Genomic DNA, 20885 nt, shown 5'->3' on the forward strand with positions numbered 1-20885 from the left:
TTTGAGAATCTTCTAAGCTCTTTTGGGAACAAAGGATCCAATGGGTAGGCCAATGGCAACAGAGTGGACGCCGGTAGACGAGACGGAATTGGCTACGCAGCTCCGCACACGCGGTTTGGTTCGTACTGTTGCGGATTGGGAGTGTTGGCGTCGGGACGATCGCTATTCTGTGTGGATCGAGACGCTCGCGACCATATTGAACGCTACTGACGCGCCCCCGATTGACCACCATATCGAAGAAGCGCTGGCGGAGCTGGCAGGACCGCGCTTCTTCCTCATCCAGAATGTTCTATGTGATCTGATTCCCCATCTGAACGTAGATCAGGACGTCCTTCTCGCCTTCATCTCGCGTCTGCTTGATGCAGGTGGCAACGACTTGGCTGCTGGCGCTCCGAGTACCGCTTTTGGAGAATGGACGAAGAGGGACCCAGCGAGACCTTCCAAGGTTTATGAAGCAGCACGTACCGGTGATAACCTCGCTCTGCGTCAACTATACTCGGTTCTCCTAATGAACGCTGATGCCGAGGAAGGCCTGATTTTCGCGCAAGCTCATGAGCGGGAGGCGAAGCTTGCAGCCACCTCGGCTTTGGGTGCCATGGAGTTGGGTGAACGCTACGGTGAGGTACTCGACACACTGCTCCAAGGCGCGTCCAGCGACGATGGGGATATTGCCCTGCGGTCCGTCGAAGCGAGTTACCGCGCTGCTGCAAAACGGAAAGTATACGCACCAGCCAGTTTCGACGAACAACTCGAACGGATCCTTCAGACGAGGAGTCCCACCGCGATTCACTTGGCGGCGGATCTTCTGTGGCTTCACCGGGTGGGCCTCTCAGAGAGTGCTATAGATCTGTGTCTTGATGCCGTGGCAGACGTTGATCCAGCCAATATCGTCACAATATCGCATATCGACCATGCCACTTATCAACTCGTAGGCGCCGAGCGTGTTGAAAAAGTGGTTTACCTGCTTAGTGAGTTATTCGATCGTTCACAGGGGCGGATTACGCTGGACGCGTTCCAGAGTACGTACCACGCCCTCAAGCAGGCAGGCGCAGACGTGCTTGGTAGTGCGGTTGTGTACTGGCTGCTCAATGGGGATGTATACACTCGTAAATGCGTAGCGAACGAAGTGTGCAGTGTTGGGAACGATGACCCACCGTTCTCAATCCCCACGTCGTCCCTGCCAACGGAGCCATCGGATCAGCTTTTCCTCTGTCGCAAGGCTGTTGGATGGTTCTTTATCGATCCGCTGGCCGCGATCGTCATACCATTAGCGGTACTTCGCGATGGATCTCCGGATATCGCTAGTGACGTCCTCAGTCTGATCTATGACCCCTTGCTCCTGAGCTATGGGGGCAAGCTGAAGGACTACCTTGAGCGCTACGTCGGAGACGGCGGAGCGAACGGCTCTGGTATTACTGAACTGCTCGCACGAAAGGCTGCATTTAAGGACGCGATGGAGGGTATTGAGCGTTTGGTTGAATTGCACCCCAGCGAAATGCAGCGCGAGGCAGAGCGTGTTCAGTGGAACGAGAAGATGGAACGGGGCATGGAGCAGGGGAAGCGAAAATCTATATTTGAGGATATCTTCACCAAACAATACATCCTGTACGGCTGCTCGTCACTGACGCCGATTCATACCGGTGAAGGTGCCACGCATCTAACCGAGATCAAGATGAAATCGTTCTCGATCTCGTCCGAGTTGCCTCTCCTCAATATTGTTGACCCGGTCGGCCTCGACCACATGCTGCTCCACTTCAAGCTTGAGCCGCGAGAACAACGATGAAACTTGTCGTGACACACTATCTGCGCTCGCTACGCGAACGCGGCGAACTCGACGCTATTTTGCCCGACCTTCTGGCCGAGAGTGGGTTCGAAGTTCTAACCCGTCCCCGTCGTGGCACGCGGCAAGCTGGTGTCGACGTCGCAGCAGTCGGCCCCAATCCAGATCGCGATGGAGCTCGAAGCCTGTTCCTGTTCACGATTAAGTCTGGAGATTTGACACGGGAGCATTGGGACACAGGTCAGCAGGCCGTGCGCCCCTCGCTCAACGAGATTCTGGACGAATATATCCCTAACCGTATCCCGCCGCATTTAGCGGATATGCCCATCGTTATTTGTATCTGCATGGGTGGCGAGATGCGCGAGGATGTTCGCGCTCAGTGGAGCGGTTTTTGCCGGACGAACGAAAAATCCAACGTTTGCTTCGCCGAGTGGAACGGAGAACGTCTCGCGGATCTGATCCTCAGAGGCATGTTACGTGCAGAGTTAATCGAGAGCGAGAACCGAGGAGTGTTTCAGAAGGCGCTAGCGATGCTTGACCAGCCCGACGTTGCTTATCGGCATTTCCGCCATTTGCTCGATATCATCTTCACTAAGCCGAAGAATCAGACAGAGCGGACACGCCAGCTACGCAAGGCCTACCTGTGCCTTTGGATACTCTTTGTATGGGCCCGCGACGCCGATAACCTTGAGGCAGCGTATCTAGCATCTGAGCTGGTGCTGCTACGCAGCTGGCCGCACTGCGATAGTACCCGTCTGCGCAAGGGTTCGACGCGGCAGGAGCGGCTGGCTCATTTCGATCAGGTCTTGCAACTTCACACCATCATCGCCAACCTTCTTCTCGTCGAGAAAATTGGGCCGTTCGCCGATAAGCGATACGCGCTTTCCATGGCCGTAAATTCACGCAACGCGGTCGACATCAACATAGCGCTGTTCGAGACGCTGGGGAGGTTGTCTCTACACGGACTATGGTTGGATGCCATTAGTGCCACGCAGGACGAGGCGTTTGCGCAGGCAATGAGTGAAGGGGCGGATAAGGTACTTAATATAGCGATCGGGATGCTGAACGCGAACCCGGCGCTTGCCGCCCCCGTTCGCGACGATTTCGCGATCGAACTGGCCCTGTTTATGCGTCTTGCAGACGTGCGTGGCCGTCTTCCCAATGTCGCCGACTACATCCGTGGCATCTCCGATCACCTGTGCAACGGACTGACAATGCGGCAGCACTATCCGACGCCGATGACAGATTATCGAGACGTCCTCGCCCATCCCAGAGATCGCAGCGATGCATACTTCGAAGAGCATACGCGAGCGGGGATTCTTTACACTTTCGTACTCACTTGGCTTGCGATGATCGGAGATCAGGAACGCGCAGAACTCTTACGTAGCACGTTATTAGAGCACGCTCCGCACATGACCCATCAAATCTGGGTTCCCGACGGACGAACAGATGAAGTTTTCTGGGATGGTGATCGAGACCACGGACTGTCGGCACCTGGTCTCCCACTCGACGATTCGCAAGAGGCCGTCATTGAGCTCATCAATCGTGTAATGAAGGAACATCCGCTGCATGAGCGAGTGAGCGCTGTGCGAATTGGCCTGCCCCCTATCCTGCTAGCGGCCTGCCGCCACTATCGTATGCCTGTGCCACCGCACCTTTGGCAAGGTCAGGATCGTTCCGAATCGGGCAGTACAGCATCTGATCAAGCAGCACCGGATCCGGCGATGCAGCAGTCGCAAGGTGGGTAGTCTTCGGTCTGTACGCTGGGCCCACCTGCCGTATGAGCTGCTGGAGAAAGTCTCCAACGCATCATAAATGAGATCCGCGGCATCTCCCGCGTGACGTACGACGTCAGCAGCAAGCCGCCCGCGACGATCGAGTGGGAGTGAGGCACGCTTAGGCAGAACGCCTGACACGGCTAAGCTGACCAAGATCAAGGGTCTACCAAAGGGTAGGCCCTTTTTCTTTGCAATTCGTTACAGGGTTTAGTTAACTCAGGTTAAGGTCGCCGAGACGACTGCCGATAGAACAGGCAGGTACAACGTAGACAGGGCTGTCGCAGGGAAAGGATGTCATCCCCGGGCGGTAGCGTGTTGGGACAAAGCAAAGCTTTCGGTCTTTCGTTAACCTCACCTTTAGAGTTTCTAACCAAAAAGTGAAGCGGTGATAAGTTATTCCATTTATATAATTGTCGACGAAGCCTATAGAATCCATTTCACACCAAAAGCGCCTACGGTAGAAAAGGCAATAGTTACACTCATCGGTCTATGCTAGCCTAGCTATACTTGATTTTTATTTTTTCGAGGGCTTGTGGGGATGTTGAGGATGTTAAATAATAAACTGTTTTTCATAAAGATAAGTCTAGGGGGGTAGATGAGCGACCCTGTTATAATAACATTGTTTATCCGTGGAGCTTTGGCTTTTATAATCACGGTAGGTGGAGTTTATTGTATTTATCAGGGGTGCCGATTGCTCTTTGGAAAAAACCACTCGATTTCAAAAAGCACGTTTGATGCAACAATTGCCGGGCACTCTATCTCATTTACCGCAGGGGCTGCAGGCACAGCGGTTGTATTTACTTCAATCCTTTGGCTGGGGGGAGCTGTTTACGTAGTGCCGGGCTTGGATTTAGCCGACGGAACTAGAGTGGCATTCTTAGATCATTCAAAAAATAAAGATAACCGTACTCTGGCCGCACTGAGGTTTAAAGATTTTGAGGGAGAAGAGTTATCTAAAACACAGTCTGAAATTTTAAGCTCATTTCTGTCCCAAGCTCATTTATCCCTGTCAGAGCCTTCAATAGTTCTTGAGGCCTTTCCGGCCTCAGGGGCATCAGAAGTTGAGGCTGCACTTGCAGATAGGCGAGCCAATTTATTGAGAGAAAGGTTGATCAGTGAGTATGACTTTGAGCCTTCAAAAATTCAGGTTATGTCTTATGGAGAATCTAAGCCGGTATCTTTTCCTACCGGAGAGGGCGAAGACTCAGGGGGCATTATTATCAATATTCTTTCTGCGGAGACCGACGGACCATGAGAAGATACTGGTCAGTTTGGCAAAACCTGCCTGGCCTTCGCCGTGTTTCTGCTGGTGAAGTTCGTTGGTGTGGCCGGCGACAGCCGCCGCTACGAATGTTTATCCTCCTCACGCAGTGGAGACCATCGACTTCATGACCGCTGGGCGCACCTGCACTTGGAAACTGTTTCCTCTTGCACCATTTACGACGTCAGCGCAAGCCACCGGCGACGAGTGGGAGTGATTTTCGCTAAGTCATTCAGCCTTACGTTAAGCACCCCTCTAATGTTTCTTAATTCCAAGGGAAGGATATGTTTCACATCTTGAAAGAACTTTATTGGCTCCGCTCCATGAGCGAGCCGCGCATGGATCGTCACCGCTACTGGCTGGCTGCCTACTTGCTGTTAAGCCTAAAACTGGGTGCTGTGTTTCTTTTCAGCCAAGACCAGTTCTTATGGAGCATGACGCCTGATTACTATCCTGAAGCTTTCTTTTGGATGAGCTATTTCACGCCGCACATCTCGATGGATCTCGCATTGATCGTTCTGTACATTATCGTGGGTATTAACGCCTTCGGTCGGGTTTTTGGTGGCTTCGCCGGGATCGGAATTTATTCATTAGGGGCTATGGCCTCAGTGTTCAGTTGGACGGCATCGAATGGAATGGAGGAGCATCTTTGGTACCCACTACTATCGATAGTGGTGCTGGCTATAATAGGCATCGTGGCACTGTTGATGGGTTTTACGTTACGCCCTCTTCGCGATGTCGACCCGTCACATGCGCTCTTGCGACAGCGCCCGGACATACCTTCGGAAAAACAGCTGGATTGCCTGTCCTTCTTGCGCCGCTACCTGTTAGCCCACTTGGTGATCAACGTTATGGGCGTCGTAATTATCGGCATCATGTTTTGGCGTCTCAACAACCCATCAGTGATGGGGTACTATGGGGCAGCCGATTCAACGTTAAAGATCGGTGGTATTTCCCTACTGCTACTGGCAGTTATGGGATGCATCTGGATTCTCAGGCTAGTCGCCAAGCGATTGAATAGTTTCACCGATGCGACGGTGGCAATTATATGCTGGGGTATAGGTTTGGTAGTCGTCATCGGAGGCGGTACGGTCTGGCTGGCAATAAACGAGTTTTATGATAGTGGGTGGCTGTTTCTATTGGCCAAAACCATCGGTCTCAGCCTATGGCCTATCAGCATTGCCGCTCATATTTATTTGCTAACCAATCCCTCGAAACAGCTTTCCTCCGCAGCGACGGAAATGGCGGAGCCATCAGAGCAGGCGCCAGCCACTTCACCGCAGCTCGATACCTGACGCCGCCGGAGTGCCTCGGCTATCGAACACCCGTCCAGTCAGTACTGAAGCTGCATAAAGCGGGCGCCTCAAGGGCGCCCGCTTTCGTTATGGCCTTGCCTTCAGAAGCGATCAACCCGGAACGGAGCCATGTCCACCGCGGGTGTTTCGCCATCCATCATCTGGGCGAGCAGTTCGCCGGTGGCGGGGCCCAGGGTAAAGCCCTGGTGGCCGTGGCCGAAGGCTAGCCATAGCCCTTCCTTGTTGGGGGCGGGGCCGATCACCGGTTTCATGTCGGGCAGGCAGGGGCGGGCGCCTTTCCAGGGCTGGCTGTCGCGGCGCTTGCCCAGCGGGAACAGCTTGCGTGCCACCTTCTCGGCAGCGGCCAGCTGCTTGTACTGGGGCGGTGATTCCAGGTCGGCCAGCTCGGCGCCGGTGGTCAGGCGAATGCCGGCGCGCATGGGTTCGAGCAGGAAGCCCTTCTCGGCGTCCATCACCCAGTGGTTGAGCTTGGCTTCCCCTTCGGCGGAGTAGTGCATGTGGTAGCCGCGCTTCACGAACAGCGGCACTTTCATGCCCAGCCTGCCCAGCAGCTCCCCGGCCCAGGGGCCCAGGGCCACTACCACTTCCTCTGCCTCCAGGGGGCCTTCGCTGGTATCGACTCGCCAGCCACCCTCGACCTGGCGCACGTCCTCGACGCTGGCCTTCATCACCTGGCCGCCCTGTTCGGCAAAGCTGCGGGCATAGGCCTGCACCAGGCCGCCCGGGTCCGAGACCATCCAGGGCTGCGTCCAGTGGATCGCCCCGATCAGCCCCTTGCCCAAGTGCGGCTCCTTGGCGTAGAGCGCCTCGGCGTCCAGCACCTCATACTCCACCCCGAAGCGCTCGTGGTTCTCCTGGGCTTCTTGCTGGCGCTCCTCCAACTCCTTTTGGGTGCGGTAAAGCTCCAGCCAGCCGCCCTTGCGCACCAGCGCCTCGGCGCCGGCGGCCTCGATCATCGGCGCGTGGGCATCCTGGCAGCGCATGATCAGCGAGGCCCACTCGTTCACGATGCGCTCGTAGCGCTTACCGCTCGAGTTCAGCCAGTAGTCCAGCAGCGGGCCCGCGGCGCTCAGCATGCCGCTGGGACGGTAGCGGATGTCCACCTGGCGGTTGGGCACCACTCGCAGCAGGGTGGCGACATCACGGGGGAAGGCGTAGGGACGCACTGCCTCGCGCTGGATGATGCCGGCATTGCCGAAGGAGGTCTCGAGACCCGGCTCGCGGCGGTCCACCAGCGTGACGTCATGACCGCGACGCACCAGATGCCAGGCCACGGATACGCCGACCATGCCGGCACCAAGAACGATGATTTTGCGGGCCATGAAGGTCTCCCTGCCGATGGAAAATGGAAAGCTCCGCCGCGGGGGAGAGCCTGTCATGGGCGGAGTTTATCAGCACTTCCCAGAAAATCGGCCACCTGCTTAAAATTAAGATAAAGGCGCTATAATTTGATCGGAAGGCAGAATATTTATCCGAAAGGGATTGGTTGAGTGGAATTTTTATCCGTGTCTGTCTCCTGGGCCTGCTCGTGCCATTACCGGGATAGTGTAGGTGCTGCACTGAGGGCCGCCATGGTCCACTCAACCGCCCCCGACTGCCCACCGCTCCGGCAGCTTGCGGCAGTTGCTCAACAGGCGCTGCTGCAGCCTCTCCAGTAGCGTTTGCTCAGTGCCTTGCTGGGCCTCGGCGCTCAGGGTGGTGAGGGTAGCGTCAATGGCTGCCGGCATGCGTTCGGCGAGTTCGAGGCCTTGCTTGATGAAGTAGCGCGGCTGGAATCGCATTGAGCGTGCCAGGGCTTCCAGGTGCGAGCATTCGATGCTGCTGGGGCGGTCTTCGCCATTAATGCGAAACGCGAAGCGGCGTGCGAGGCCGCTATAGAGCGTGGTGCTCATCAGATCATAGAACGGCGCCAGCCGGGGGCCTTCCTCGGTGTAGAGGATGGCAAGGTTCTTGGCATGGCTGTCGTTGTTGCCGATCAGCAGGTTGAAGAAGCACCAGGCGATCAGGCGCTGCAAGTCCTTGGCCGGTGCTCCCACCTGCTGCATGAGTTCACGACAGCGCGCCAGGCCGGGGCCGCCGTCGCTTTCGTACTTGATCAGCGAGGGGGTACCGGCAAGCTGGCAGAAGTCGAGCTGGTGCAGGCGACGCAGCCGGCCCTGTTCGTCGGGCGCCCGGTCGTACCGGCGCACGAGGCAGGCGTGGGTATCGGGCTGGTAGCTGGCTTCGGCGACTTCGAGCCCGAGTTCGGCGGCCAGCTGCATGCAGAAGGTTTCGTTGATGGCGCTGGCCCATACACCTCTCAAGCCCTGGATATCCGGCTTGAGGATATGGCTGGAAGGGGCCGACCCTTCCGGGATGGCGGGGCTTCCGTCTGCCTGCACCATTAGCAGCAACTTGTTCTGAGCGCCGGCCAGCGAGATCCGCGCCTCATCGCTCTGCCGCGAGAGCAGAGGCCCTCGTTCTCTGTGCCGTAGGTGTTCCGCCAGCGCTTCCCAACTGATGGGCCGATAGTGCGGCGGAGCGGGTGTTTCTCCTGGCGGCAGCAGAGTGAAGCCGCTGGCCGTGTCTCCGCCGATGGCCTTCAGCAGGCCGAAAACGGTCGTGGTGTGGTGGCGAAGCTCGAGGTGACGGCGCAGGTCGCCTTCCGGCAGCAGGTTTTCGAAATAGGCCAGCACCGCATCGCCTATATGCACCTGCTGCGAGAGGGGTAGGGAAGGAGAAAGGCTCACCGCTTCAGGGTGCTCCAACCAAGCGGAGGCATACTCGAAGCGCAGCGGTTGTGCGTCATGCAACCGGCCGACATGCCTGTCGCCGTGGTAAAGCTCCAGGGTATCGTCACTCGCCATGGCGGTTGCCACCCTTGCGCCGCACCACCACCTCGAGCCCCATCAGGTCGAGTACATCCAGCACCTTCTGCAATTGCAGTGTCGGCTTGCCGCGCTCCAGGTCGACGATGAAGCGATTGCCGGTGCCGGCGAGGCCGGCCAGGTCGATCTGCAACAGCCCCTGTTCGGCGCGCAGCTGGCGCACCAGCTTGCCGAGGTCTTCGCTGTGACGAATAGGAACGGACAAGGAAGGTGAAGCAGTGAACTCGTAAGTCGGCATGGCAAATCCGCTTGTAATTACCGTTCGGTAATTCTAGGCAGGGATTTACTGATTCGCAATGAGGAAATTACCGATCGGTAATTTTCGTGGGGATCAAGGTTCGATTTACAGAAAAATTACCGATCGGTAACTCCTCGCCGTCTCTATGGGGTCGGGCGACTGTCGCTAGCTATCGCGCAGCGCCGCGGATCTTTTCCTCGCCTTCCGTCAATACGCTCCATGCCTGGCGCCTTAGCACCTCGTCTCCCTCTGTCATCACCTCCAGCAGCCGGCGCTTCTCGGTCAGGTAGACCCGGGCGAAGCCGGGGGCCCGCGCGACGATGCTGCCGGTATTGTCGATCAGGTCGGCGTACTTGATGGTCTGCGCCTCGGGGGAAACCTGAGCCAGCCTGTCGCGCTCCAGCGCCTTGCGGTGAGCGCGGTTGCCGATTTCGGGATCGACGAATTGATCCGTCAGCTCCAGGACCAGGACGGCCACCCGCTCGCCGAAGCACGCCTCGATATCCAGCGCCGTTACGGCGGTATCCTCAAGCACGTCGTGCAGGTGGGCGGCGGCGATCATTTCCACTGTCGCCGACTCCACGGCCGACACCCTCTCTGCCACGGCCGCCGGGTGCCGCCAGTAGGGCTCGTCGGTGTACTTGCGCCGCTGCCCCACGGCCTGGTGGGCGGCGCGGCTGAACAGCGCCGCCCGTTCGATCATGTCGTCCATCCTGGTCGCTCTCTCCGTAGCTCTTTCCGTAGCTCTCTTCGTAACTCTCTCCGTAACGCTCCTCGCTTCACCTTTTTCCGCTCCACCTTCACCTGCCTCAATCGCGCGGGAGTTTCTTCAGGCGCTCATCGGCGCGCTTCACCGTTTTCATCTTCTCCGGCCGCTTCATGGCTTTCCAGTGGCGTATCTCTTCCATGGTGCGGCCGCAGCCGATGCAGAGATCGCCTTTCAGCTGGCATATCGAGACGCACGGGCTTTCGATCTTCTTCGCCATTCAATGCCTCGTTGCCTTGGTGCGCAGCCTGCGCTGCCAGTCGCCGCCGTGCTCGCGCTCACACGCTTCCTCGCTGTCGAAGTCGAGGTGCCGCGAGGCGTCGCCGACATCGAGGCCGGCCTCGGCCAGTGCCTCGGCGGTGAGGTCCGCGATGTGGCGCCGGGCATCGCCCTTGAGTGCATTCGCCAGGTTGGGGTGGGTGTCGAACACCCAGGTCACCACCAGGCTTTCGGGAAAGCGCTGGTAATCGACCTCGTGGGTCAGCCAGCAGAAGCCGGGCAGCAGGGGCTTGGCCTGCTCACAGGCGTGGGTCAGCGCAGCGCTTAGCCGTCGCTCCATCTTGCCGCGTTCTTTCTTGGCAATCATTCACTCTCCAATGCGTTTAGCCTGCCACGGGAAGCCATCCCGCGAAGCCATTATCCGTTTCCAAGGCCGACCATGGCGGGCTCCGGATCTTGCTCGTCCAATGGTGTTATAACATAGCATGTGGTGGCGTTGAGCTAATGTCATGGGACCGAGCTGGCTGGCCGTGTTGCTTTTCCCTGTGGCGGCAGTGATCCTTTACGTTCATGTGCACGTGCCGGTCGTCACGGACATGCTCTCTGAACGTCGCACGAGGAACACGTTATGCCGCTGGAACTCTGGCTCTCCTTCTGCCTGGCCTCGCTGTTGATCATCGTGTCCCCCGGTCCCGCCGTGGCCCTGCTGGTCGCCACCGGGGTCAACCGCGGGCGGCGGGCCGCCCTGGCCATGTTGCCCGGCTTCTTCGTGGGTGACCTGCTGGCCATGACCCTGTCGTTCGCCGGGGTGGGCGCACTCCTCATGACCTCCGCCGAACTGTTCCAGATATTGAAGTGGACCGGGGCCGCCTATCTGCTGTACCTGGGCATCAAGATGTGGCGCGAGGCCGGCCGACTGGGCGATCTGCAACCTTCGGACACGGATATCCGGCTCGGCACGGCCAAGGCCTTTCTCGTTACCGCGCTGAATCCCAAGAGCCTGGCCTTCTTCATGGCCTTCATGCCCCAGTTCGTGGCACCAGGCCAGCCCCTGTTGCCGCAGTTGGCCATCCTGTTCTCGACCTTCCTGGTCATTGGCGTGCTCAGCGATCTCGCCTACACCTTTTTGGCCACCACCGGCGGTCAGCTGCTGAGTGCCCGGTTTCGCCGCATCCTGCACCGCACCGGCGCCGGCAGCCTGATCGGGGCGAGCGCCCTGGTCGCTGCCATGCGTCGACCTTGAGGAACGCGCTCCATGGCGACACTGCAACCCATTCTCCGCTCCGAAACGCCCGGCGACGCCGAGGCCATCGAGGCCGTCACCGTAGCGGCGTTCCGCGAAGCGCCGCATACCAGCCATACCGAGCAGCATATCGTGCGAGCATTGCGTGCGGCGGGGGCGTTGGCCGTGTCGCTGGTCGCCGAGTGCGACGGCGAGCTGGTGGGCCACGTGGCGGCCTCGCCGGTCACGCTGTCGGACGGCACGTCGGGCTGGTTCGGGCTGGGGCCGGTGTCGGTACTGCCGGCGTGGCAAGGCCGCGGCATCGGCTCGGCACTGGTACGGGCCTGTCTGGCGCGATTACGGGAGCGCGGTGCCCGGGGCTGTGTGCTGGTGGGCGAGCCCGGCTACTACCAGCGTTTCGGCTTCCGCTCCCTGCCGGGGCTCATTTTGTCCGACGTGCCGCCGGAATACTTCATGGCCCTCAGTTGGTTCGATGAACGTCCCCAGGCGCGGGTGATCTTCCATCCGGCCTTCACGGCCACGGCCTGAGTATCGATGGTGATCCGAAATCAGGACAGGCCCTGATGACCAGGCGCTATCACGCAGGCGAGCCGATGCCGACGGCGGCGTTATCCGCGAGATCGGCGACCTTGGCCGGCTTGCGCGCACTCAGCGCGTCACGCTTTGGCGTGGTCTGGAACAGGCGGCCGTATTCCCGCGTGAACTGCGAGACGCTCTCGTAGCCCACCTCGAAGGCGGCGTTGCTGGCCGTAAACCCTTCGTCGAGCATCAGCCGGCGCGCTTCGACCAGGCGCAGGCGCTTTTGGTACTGCCCCGGCGTCAGCGAGGTCATGTGCTTGAAGTGCTTGTGAAACGAGGTGAGGCTCATGCCGGCTTCCGCTGCCAGTCGCTCCACGGGCACGCGCGAGCGGTACTCCGCCCGGAGGATCGTAATGGCGGCGGCGAGGCGGCCGGCGTGGCTGTCCGGATCCGCGAGGGTGCGCAAGACGGTGCCGTGAGGCCCCGACAGCAGCCAGTAGTGTAGCTCCCGCATGATGCCCGGGCTCAGCAGCGGCGCCGCCTCGGGGCGGTCCAGCAGTTGCATCAGTCGTGCTGCACAGTCGAGCAGTGCGGCTTCGGTATCCACGGCGAATAGCGTCGGCATCTCGGAGGGGCGCGGCCGGCGGGGGCTGCCGAGGTGGGCGGTGAGCTCACGCAGGATCGCCATGTCCAGCTCGATCGCGATCGCCAGGTAGGGCTCGCTGCGGCTCGCTTCCACGACCCGCCCGACAACCGGCATGTCGGCGCTCACCATAACGGATTCACCGGCCGAGAAGAGCCGCTCTTCCCTTCCCACGTTCAAGCGCTTCGCTCCCTGCAGCACCAGGCACACCAGCGGCTTGTAAACCGAATGCAGGTCGCCGGAGGGCGCTTCGAGACACATCATGCGCAGCCTCGGCACCGGCGTCAGCGCCATGCCGCGGCGGTTGGCGTGGCGGCGGGTATAAGCCCGCACAGCCTGTTTGAGCGATTCCATGGGTTCCCTCCTGCAGTTCGGTTGGAACGTAGCATGGCGGCTGGGGTGCCGCGGATCAGAACTGCCAGTTGGCCGGAACCCACGCATAGCCGCTGTCCGTCTTGAGCATGTGGCCAATGCCCGGGAAGGGAAAATGAAAACCGAGCACGGGGAGCCGGTCTGCCGCCGCCATGTCGAAGATGCGGCGACGGGAGGCGAGTGCGGTTTCTTTGTCGCGATCCGGCCCGGGCAGCCAGGCGTGATCGACATTGACGATAGGATGATAGGCAAGATCGGCCGTCAGCAGTAGCTGGTCGTTCCCCGAGTGGACCAGGAAGTTGGCCATGCCGGGGGTGTGGCCCAGTGCCGGCAGCGTGGTCAGGCCGGGGACGATCTCCGTGCCGGCTTCGTACAGTTCGATGCCGCTTGCGACTGGCTCGAGGCTTTGACGGATGGCGGCGGCGAAGTGACGGCGGAAATCCTCCGGCACCGGCATGTAGGAGAGGTCCGGGTCGCTGCCCATGAAGAAGTCCCAGTCGGCGAGGGGTGCAAAGACCGTCGCCCGCGGAAACGCTCTGCCGCCGCCGGCCGTACGCAGGTTGCCGACATGGTCCGGGTGCGTGTGCGATACCACGACGACGTCGATGTCCTCGGGCCGTAAACCGATGGCGGCCAGGTTGTCGAAGATGCGACCGCCTTGGGGCCCCATGGTCTGCCCGGCGCCGGCTTCGAGCAGGATCTTCCGACCGTTAGTTTCGATGAGCAGCGTGTTGAGATTGAGCGTCAGGCGGTCGGTCGGTAGGAAGGCTTGCCTCAGCACCTCCTCCAGCTCGGCCTCCGGCGCGTTGCTGGCGTAGATTTGCGGCGGGCCGCCGATCAGCCCGTCGCTCAGCACGGTGGCGGCGATGTCGCCGACGCGAAAGCGGTAGTAGCCGACATTGCCGCTTGCTCCCCCCTGGGCCGTGGTCGACGCGGTGGAAGCCGCGTGCGCCAGGGCCATGCCGCCGGGCGGCAGGATCAATCCCGCCGCTGCCGACGCCGCCGTCAGGATGATCTTCCTGCGATTCAGTGTGATTCCGCTCATGTCTGCCCCCATCCGAGTCTCCGGCTGCTGGAGCCGTGGTTATTGTCAGCGCCGGCCAGGGCCGCGGTTGTCTTGAGCCGAAGCCTTGCGACGTTTTGCAAGGATGACGCAGAACGGGTGCGCGGATAAGCTAATGAAAACGGATCAGCGTGATAAGCAGAGCTTTGCAATGCGACCGCTACGCCTGGACAGTCTGGAGATCTTCGTAGACGTGGTGCGCTGCGGCGGCTTCAGGGCCGCCGCGCTCGGCAGGGGTGTGTCGTCGTCGGCCATCAGCCAGTCGATCAGTGCGCTCGAGGAAGCGCTGGGCATCCGGCTGCTGAACCGAACGACGCGCAGCGTCGCGCCGACGGAAGCGGGCGAGCGGCTGCTCGAGCGGCTGAGCCCGGCTCTCCACGACATCAGAACGGCAATCGACGATCTCAACCAGCTTCGCGAGCGCCCCTCCGGCACCGTGAGGATCAATGCGCCGGGGCCCGCCGCCGACCACGTGCTGTGCCCTCTGGCCTTCGATTTCATGAAGCTCTATCCCGACGTCGACGTCGAGATCGTCAGTGATGCGGCGATCATCGATATCGTGGAGCAGGGGTTCGACGCCGGCGTGCGCTTCGGCAATCAGCTCGCCCAGGACATGATCGCCATGCCCCTGGGCCCCGCCTTGCGCTATGCGCTCGTGGCCTCGCCCGAGTATCTCCGCCACCACAGCCGGCCCGACTCGCCCAGCGATCTCCTGCAGCATGACTGCATTCGCCGCCGCTTCCCCGGCGGTACCATGGAGACCTGGGCATTCGAGAAGGACGGCGAGGAAGTGGAAATCAGTCCCCAGGGCCGATTGACGCTGAGTTCGGCGTATCACGAGCGCCAGGCCGCAATGGCGGGAGCGGGAATCGCCCACCTGCTCGAGGACTACGTCCGCGACGACCTCGCCCAGGGCCGGCTGGTTGAATTGCTCGTCGACTGGAAGAAGCGCCTGCCGAGCTGGTTTCTCTATTATCCGAGCCGCCGACATACCAGCGCGGCCATGCGGGCCTTCCTTGAGTACATCCGCCGGCGCGAGTGGCCTGCTGTCGGCCGTTGATGCGCCACTGGGCTCGACAGGCGTCTCGAGGTCTATGGTGCGGGTTCTCTCCCTGGTGGATTCACCCTATGCGAAGGGAGTCGCGGCTCGTAACAAGCTGAAGGTCCCCGAATAGAAGTTTATCGAACCGGTGCTGGTTTCTGCGCATTGGCATCGCTGGTGTCCTGACTGTTAGCCGACGGGGACGCAGGTGGCGAGCCGCGTTTATATTGTCTCGGCGTACATCCCATGATCCGCTTGAACGCGGTGCTAAAGGCGCTTTCTGATTCGTATCCGAGCGACAAGGCGACAGTGGAGACAGAATCTTTGGTGTTCTCGAACCTGTCACTAGCGAGCATCATGCGCCAGCGCGAGACGTAGTCCATGGCGGTTTCTCCGACTGCCGCCTTGAACTTCAGGGCGAAGCTTGATCGCGACATGCCGGCGCGCTCGGCGAGCACCTGCAGAGTCCAGCGATACGCAGGATCGGCATGTATGGCGGCAATCGCAGCGCTGAGCTGTTTGTCGGCAAGGGCAAAGAACCATCCGACACCTTCGTTCAGTCCTTCCTCAAGGTGAAGTCGCAGGGCCTGAATCAACATCATGTGGGCAAGATGCTGAGCAGTGAGCGAGCCGCCTGGCCGCTGCTCGCGCAACTCTTGCCGCATGCGCTCGACCGACCAGATCAATGCGCTCTGATCAGACGCTTTGCGGATGTGGACGATGGGCGGAAGCATGCGAAGAAGACTTGTCGAATTTCGGCCGGTCACGCCGAAGCGACTCCCGACCAGATAACAGTCGCCACCGCTATTGATCGTTACAACACCGCCCGGGCTGGGCGGCGGAAAGAACACACTGGAATCCACGGGCGCTAAGGCGATATCGCTGGCAAGCCGAAAATTCCTGCCGCTCGGCAGGACGAAGCATTCGCCCGCTCGGAGCCGCAGGGGCTCGGCGAGATCTTCAACCAGCAACCAGCACTCACCAGATATCACCGCGTAACACTTCATTCGGTTCTGCTGGTTAGAGAACTGAATCGACCAGTCGCCGCCCGCATCGAAACCGGAGGACACATAGCTGCGCGGCTTGAGCAACGAAAGCACGTCTGACAGTGGGTCCATGAAACCTCTTGGACGATCGCGAAGATTATATGGACTTACCAGCATAGATCGAATTTATCCGACTGCCTATCCTGCTGCAAAAGCTCAATGAACCACCAAGGCATGGACCAATCGGCATGAGAAATATCGGAACTCATGATCTTGCAGCTTTGCTGCTGATTGCCGCGAGCGTCTCTACGGGTTTTTCCACGCTGGCAGCCGTCGCCGAGGCACAGGATGTCAGCGGCGAACGGCTCTTCCAACAACGTTGTAGTGCCTGTCACACCCTGCAGTCTCACCAGAATGGATTCGGCCCGCATCTCGCTGGTGTGATCGGCCGCACCGCCGGCAGCATCGAAACAGCCCGCTATTCGGACGCGCTGCGTAATTCCGGGATCGTCTGGGACAGGGGAGCGCTCGAGGCGTTTCTTGCGGCACCCAGTGAGGTGGTTCCTGGGACTCGAATGACCGTCAGTATCCCCGATCCAGCCCAGCGCGCGGCGATTATCTCCTATCTCGAAAACCAATGAACCTCTCAGGAGGCAGCCATGACAACGTTCATGATTAACGGGCGCGCGATAGACGTCGATGCTGCGCCAGACACACCGCTGCTATGGGTGATACGCGAGCATTTGAAGCTCACTGGCACCAAGTTCGGCTGCGGTATCGCGCAGTGCGGCGCCTGCACGGTTCATATCGACGGCACACCGACTCGCTCCTGCGTGACGTGGCTTGATGATGTGGCCGGCCGGGAGGTGACGACTATTGAGGGGTTGTCACCGGATGGCAACCATCCGCTTCAGAGGGCCTGGATTGCCGAGCAGGTACCGCAATGCGGTTATTGCCAGTCCGGGCAGATCATGCAGGCGGCGGCGCTACTTGAGCACAACCCCAACCCCACACGAGAGCAGATCGTCGACCACATGGAGGGCAACATCTGCCGCTGCGGGACCTATGTGCGCATCATCAGCGCGATTCAGCGCGCCGCGCAGGAGGGCTGACGCATGTCCAAGCCATTCGAACTTCACAGCCGCGCGATTTCGCGGCGCAGCTTCCTGATCATGGCGGGCGGCTTCGGTGTCGCGGTTGCATTCGGTGGCCTGCCCGGGAGTGCCTTGGGTGCCACCGTGGCGCCCACCGTCGAGGGCGACTACCGCCCGAACGCCTGGGTGACCATTGCGGCCGATGGCATGATCAGCATCATCTGTCCCGCCTCCGAGATGGGGCAGGGCATCATGACCACGCTGCCGCTGCTAGTCGCCGAGGAAATGGATGCCGATTGGGACAGAGTTCGTATCGTCCAGGCTCCGTCCGATGCAGAGACTTACGGCAACCCAGGCTTTTATGGCATTCAGCTCACTGGTGGCAGCGAATCCACGCGCGGCTACTACGACTTGCTGCGGCTGATCGGGGCGCAGACCCGCAAAGTGATCTTGGCGAGTGCGGCCGCCATGCTGAACGTTCCGGCGAGAGAGCTTACGACGGAACCCGGCAGAGTCATGCACGTGCCATCTGGCCGCACGCTTGGCTACGGTGAGATTGCCGCTGACGGGCCGCTTCCCGAACCGTTGCCGCAGGCGACCGAGACCGACCTGAAGCCGGACGATCAGTGGCGCTATATCGGCAGGCGTGACATCCCTCGCATCGACGTCCCTTCGAAGGTCGACGGGAGTGCGATCTTTGGCATGGATGTGCAGCTTCCGGACATGCTGTACGGAGCGGTGCTCCGTGCGCCCGTTCAGGGCGAGCGCCCCGGGACCATTGACGACGCCGAAGCCAGAGCCGTGCCGGGCGCCACGCATATCGTACCGCTTTCCTATGGGGTCGGAGTCATCGGCGAGACAGTCGAGGCGACACGGCGGGCCAAGGACTTGCTCAAGGTGACGTGGAGTACCTCATCGCGGGTCCGCAACTACACAAGCAGCCGACTGCTGGAACAGTTTCGCAGCGTGGCACGTGACGTCTCGCAAACGGGCATCGAGGCGTTCTCGAAAGGTGACGCAGATGCCGCGATCGCGAATGCCGCAATGGTCATCGAAGCCGACTACATGAGCGATCTCGTTTGTCACGCCACCATGGAGCCGATGAATGCCACGGCGTTGGTGAACGGGGACACCGTGGAGATCTGGGCACCGACACAAGGACCGACAGGTACGCAGGGATTTGCGGCGGAGGTGGTCGGCACGACGCCGGACAAGGTGAAGGTAAACGTGACCTTGCTTGGCGGCGGTTTTGGCCGCAAGGCCGAGGCGGACTTCATCGTTGATGCAGTGTCACTGGCGCGGGAAGTCGAGGGGCGACCGGTCAAGGTCATCTGGAGCCGCGAAGACGATATCAGGCACGACAAGTTTCGGCCGCTCGAAGCGCAGCACATTCGGGTTGGGCTCGACTCCGATGGCAACATTGCCGGTTGGCGGCATCGTATTGTTGCCGATTCCATCTTCGCTCGAACCAATGCCGAATTGTTCGCGAGGGCCGGTGGTCACGACGACGTGGTGACCGAGGGCGCACATTTCAACTACGCTGTTCCCGCTCATCGAATCGACTATATCCGGCAGGACAATGGCCTGGATATCGGCTTCTGGTTTGCTGTCGGGGTCGGCTACACAAGGTTCGCGATCGAATGCGTCATCGATGAGATCGCAGCCGCCAAGGGAACCGATCCCCTGCAGCTTCGGTTGGAACTGCTGCGCGATCAACCTCGGGGGCGCAATGTCGTCGAGACCGTGGCTCGGATAGCCGAATGGGATCGAGAGCGCGATGGCCGGGCGCTGGGTCTCGCCTATTCCGATGCTTTTGGGTCTCATTGTGCGCAGATTGCGGAAGTGTCGCTCAACCGAGCGACCGGAGTGATCAGGGTGCATAAGGTCTGGTGCGCCGTGGATCCTGGAGTGGCGATCCAGCCGCGCCACATTGAAGGCATGATGATCGTCGGCATCACGAACGGAACCGGCCACGCATTGTTCGAGCAGATCAACATCGTCGATGGCGAGGTGCAGGAAGGCAACTTCGACACTTATCGGGTAATACGCATGTCAGAAGCACCCGAAATCGAAGTGGCGGTGGTTCCGGCAAGCGGGAGTCCGGTCGGAGGCATGGGGCAGGTCGGTCTGCCGCCGGTCGGGCCGGCAATCGCCAACGCTGTGGCGCGCCTCACCGGCGGGGTGCGATTGCGGCACTATCCGTTCCTGCCGGAGCGGGTGAAGGCGGCGCTTGAGGCATGATCTCCGGGCTGCTTGTCTATCGCGATTTCAAGCTGACGAGCAGCCCGACAGGATTGGGCAAATATTGCGCAGGCGTTGGCAAGCTCTACTCCTATCTGGTGATGGACACTAAAAGACACCACAGACACCCGATCAGCGTTTGCAGCGTTGCATCGATCATCATCCAGTGGAGCAGAATGCAGTGAAAATCTCAGGAAACACCATACTCATCACCGGGGGCGGTTCCGGGATTGGGCGGGAGCTCGCTCGGCGCTTCAACGAGCTGGGTAACGTCGTCATCGTCGCCGGGCGGCGTCTGTCAGCGCTGGAGGAGACCGTAGCCGGCCGGCGCGACATGCACGCGATGACCGTCGACGTCGAGGATTCGGATGCCATTACTGCCTTTGCCGAACGTGTCGTCGCCGAGCATCCACGGCTCAACGTCCTGATCAACAATGCCGGCATCATGCGTCACGAGGATCTGACCAGGACCCGTGATCTGCGCGATGCCGAGCAGACCGTCGTCACCAATCTGCTCGGGCCGATCCGATTGACCAATGCGCTGACCGACCACCTGGCAGGCCAATCGGACGCGGCGATCATGAACGTCTCGTCCGGCCTTGCCTTCGTGCCGCTGAGCGTAACGCCAACCTACAACGCCACCAAGGCGGCGATCCACTCCTACACGGTCTCCCTGCGCGAACGGCTCAATGGCAAGGTCGAGGTCATCGAACTCGTTCCCCCGGCGGTACAGACCGAGCTCACGCCCGGCCAGTCGAGCCGTGAAGACTATATGCCTCTGGGCGACTTCATCGACGAGACCATGGCACTGCTCCGTGAGCAGCCGACACCCAGGGAAATCCTGGTGAAGCGGGTCAACTTCCTGCGCTGGGCGGAGCGCGACGGGCACTTCGATCAGGCGGTCGAAATGCTTAGCGTGCACTGAGCCAAGCGACACGGAACCAGTTCAGGCCGAGGAGAAGCCTTCATGACAGCTTTCACACTCAACGGGCGCGAGGTCGAGGTCACCGCCGAGCCGTCTACGCCGCTGCTCTGGGTACTCCGGGAGCGGTTGAAGCTCACCGGCACCAAGTTCGGTTGCGGCATCGCGCAGTGCGGTGCCTGCACCGTGCATGTCGATGACGCACCCGTGCGTGCCTGCGTCTTTCCGCTATCCGCTGCCGAAGGCAGGTCCGTCACCACCATCGAGGGACTGTCCGAGGATGGCTCGCATCCCGTCCAGCAGGCCTGGGTGGAATTGAACGTACCGCAGTGCGGCTACTGCCAGAGTGGGCAGATCATGAGCGCGGCCGCATTGCTGGCGCGCAACCCGAATCCCTCCGATACGGAGATCGACGAGGCGATGCGCGGCAACCTGTGCCGCTGCGGCACCTACGTGCGCATCCGGGCGGCCATTCATCGCGCCGCCGAGGCCTGAGGCGACTCGCTTCCATCCAAGCTCATCCAAGGCGCAGGTG

The 20885-nt window shown here is 60.4% G+C and carries 21 protein-coding genes and 1 pseudogene; 13 read left to right on the plus strand and 9 right to left on the minus strand.

What is annotated here, in order from left to right; genetic code table 11:
• Positions 1-52 precede the first annotated feature (52 nt).
• The 5 genes and pseudogenes from HNO53_RS02980 (at position 53) to HNO53_RS03000 (ending at position 6114) form a co-directional block, all read left to right on the plus strand.
• Complete coding sequence (locus HNO53_RS02980) at positions 53-1783, plus strand: hypothetical protein (protein ID WP_209476118.1); 1731 nt, start codon at positions 53-55, stop codon at positions 1781-1783.
• On the plus strand, positions 1780-3528 hold the full coding sequence (locus tag HNO53_RS02985) for a hypothetical protein (RefSeq protein WP_209476120.1): 1749 nt from the start codon (positions 1780-1782) through the stop codon (positions 3526-3528). Before HNO53_RS02980 ends, HNO53_RS02985 begins: the two co-directional genes overlap by 4 nt.
• Before the next feature lie 7 nt (positions 3529-3535).
• Positions 3536-3669, plus strand: a pseudogene (locus HNO53_RS02990) (GMP synthase (glutamine-hydrolyzing)); the annotation flags it as partial.
• Between the two features lie 484 nt (positions 3670-4153).
• Complete coding sequence (locus HNO53_RS02995; protein WP_209476122.1) at positions 4154-4813, plus strand: OmpA family protein; 660 nt, start codon at positions 4154-4156, stop codon at positions 4811-4813.
• Positions 4814-5115: 302 nt separating this feature from the next.
• The gene (locus HNO53_RS03000) at positions 5116-6114 is read left to right on the plus strand and encodes a hypothetical protein (protein WP_209476124.1); all 999 of its coding nucleotides are present in this window, start codon (positions 5116-5118) and stop codon (positions 6112-6114) included.
• A 101-nt stretch (positions 6115-6215) separates the two neighbouring features.
• On the opposite strand, the gene HNO53_RS03005 is transcribed toward HNO53_RS03000, so the two are convergent.
• From HNO53_RS03005 to HNO53_RS03030, 6 genes are all read right to left on the minus strand, one after another.
• Positions 6216-7457 carry an NAD(P)/FAD-dependent oxidoreductase gene (locus HNO53_RS03005; protein WP_209476126.1) on the minus strand — a complete coding sequence of 414 codons (1242 nt, stop codon included), beginning with the start codon at positions 7455-7457 and terminating at the stop codon, positions 6216-6218.
• Positions 7458-7715: 258 nt separating this feature from the next.
• Positions 7716-8981, minus strand: a complete 1266-nt coding sequence (locus HNO53_RS03010) for a type II toxin-antitoxin system HipA family toxin (protein ID WP_209476127.1) — start codon at positions 8979-8981, stop codon at positions 7716-7718.
• On the minus strand, positions 8971-9240 hold the full coding sequence (locus HNO53_RS03015) for a helix-turn-helix transcriptional regulator (RefSeq protein ID WP_209476129.1): 270 nt from the start codon (positions 9238-9240) through the stop codon (positions 8971-8973). The genes HNO53_RS03010 and HNO53_RS03015 overlap by 11 nt, the downstream gene beginning before the upstream one ends.
• Positions 9241-9409: 169 nt before the next feature.
• On the minus strand, positions 9410-9943 hold the full coding sequence (locus HNO53_RS03020; RefSeq protein WP_242597519.1) for an HD domain-containing protein: 534 nt from the start codon (positions 9941-9943) through the stop codon (positions 9410-9412).
• 106 nt (positions 9944-10049) lie between these two features.
• Positions 10050-10226 (minus strand): DUF1289 domain-containing protein, encoded by a 177-nt coding sequence (locus HNO53_RS03025; protein WP_167112086.1) that lies wholly within the window; start codon positions 10224-10226, stop codon positions 10050-10052.
• Positions 10227-10592 carry a hypothetical protein gene (locus HNO53_RS03030; protein WP_209476132.1) on the minus strand — a complete coding sequence of 122 codons (366 nt, stop codon included), beginning with the start codon at positions 10590-10592 and terminating at the stop codon, positions 10227-10229.
• A gap of 261 nt (positions 10593-10853) precedes the next feature.
• Here HNO53_RS03030 and HNO53_RS03035 point away from each other — a divergent pair, with 261 nt between their 5' ends.
• Both HNO53_RS03035 and HNO53_RS03040 read left to right on the plus strand, forming a co-directional pair.
• Entirely contained in the window at positions 10854-11468 is a 615-nt protein-coding gene (locus tag HNO53_RS03035; RefSeq protein WP_209476134.1) for a LysE family translocator, read from the plus strand.
• A 12-nt stretch (positions 11469-11480) separates the two neighbouring features.
• Entirely contained in the window at positions 11481-11996 is a 516-nt protein-coding gene (locus tag HNO53_RS03040; RefSeq protein ID WP_209476136.1) for a GNAT family N-acetyltransferase, read from the plus strand.
• A gap of 49 nt (positions 11997-12045) precedes the next feature.
• Here the strand turns inward: HNO53_RS03040 and HNO53_RS03045 are convergent, their stop codons facing one another.
• Both HNO53_RS03045 and HNO53_RS03050 read right to left on the minus strand, forming a co-directional pair.
• Positions 12046-12984: an AraC family transcriptional regulator gene (locus HNO53_RS03045; protein WP_209476138.1), complete on the minus strand. Its 939-nt coding sequence runs from the start codon at positions 12982-12984 to the stop codon at positions 12046-12048.
• A gap of 55 nt (positions 12985-13039) precedes the next feature.
• Positions 13040-14047 (minus strand): MBL fold metallo-hydrolase, encoded by a 1008-nt coding sequence (locus HNO53_RS03050; protein WP_209476140.1) that lies wholly within the window; start codon positions 14045-14047, stop codon positions 13040-13042.
• A gap of 169 nt (positions 14048-14216) precedes the next feature.
• Between HNO53_RS03050 and HNO53_RS03055 the strand changes: the two genes are divergently transcribed.
• Complete coding sequence (locus tag HNO53_RS03055; RefSeq protein WP_209476142.1) at positions 14217-15125, plus strand: LysR family transcriptional regulator; 909 nt, start codon at positions 14217-14219, stop codon at positions 15123-15125.
• A 119-nt stretch (positions 15126-15244) separates the two neighbouring features.
• Here the strand turns inward: HNO53_RS03055 and HNO53_RS03060 are convergent, their stop codons facing one another.
• On the minus strand, positions 15245-16225 hold the full coding sequence (locus tag HNO53_RS03060) for an AraC family transcriptional regulator (protein ID WP_209476144.1): 981 nt from the start codon (positions 16223-16225) through the stop codon (positions 15245-15247).
• A 116-nt stretch (positions 16226-16341) separates the two neighbouring features.
• Between HNO53_RS03060 and HNO53_RS03065 the strand changes: the two genes are divergently transcribed.
• From HNO53_RS03065 to HNO53_RS03085, 5 genes are all read left to right on the plus strand, one after another.
• A complete protein-coding gene (locus HNO53_RS03065; RefSeq protein ID WP_209476146.1) occupies positions 16342-16734 on the plus strand; it encodes a c-type cytochrome in 393 nt (130 codons plus the stop codon).
• Positions 16735-16752: 18 nt separating this feature from the next.
• The gene (locus HNO53_RS03070) at positions 16753-17205 is read left to right on the plus strand and encodes a (2Fe-2S)-binding protein (protein ID WP_209476147.1); all 453 of its coding nucleotides are present in this window, start codon (positions 16753-16755) and stop codon (positions 17203-17205) included.
• 3 nt (positions 17206-17208) lie between these two features.
• Positions 17209-19428 carry a xanthine dehydrogenase family protein molybdopterin-binding subunit gene (locus HNO53_RS03075; protein WP_209476149.1) on the plus strand — a complete coding sequence of 740 codons (2220 nt, stop codon included), beginning with the start codon at positions 17209-17211 and terminating at the stop codon, positions 19426-19428.
• Positions 19429-19609: 181 nt separating this feature from the next.
• Complete coding sequence (locus tag HNO53_RS03080) at positions 19610-20353, plus strand: SDR family oxidoreductase (RefSeq protein ID WP_242597520.1); 744 nt, start codon at positions 19610-19612, stop codon at positions 20351-20353.
• A gap of 42 nt (positions 20354-20395) precedes the next feature.
• Positions 20396-20845 carry a (2Fe-2S)-binding protein gene (locus HNO53_RS03085; protein ID WP_209476151.1) on the plus strand — a complete coding sequence of 150 codons (450 nt, stop codon included), beginning with the start codon at positions 20396-20398 and terminating at the stop codon, positions 20843-20845.
• The last annotated feature ends 40 nt before the right edge of the window (positions 20846-20885 follow it).

The sequence above is a fragment of the Billgrantia antri genome (assembly GCF_017868935.1).
In the GTDB taxonomy this organism is placed as follows: domain Bacteria; phylum Pseudomonadota; class Gammaproteobacteria; order Pseudomonadales; family Halomonadaceae; genus Halomonas; species Halomonas antri.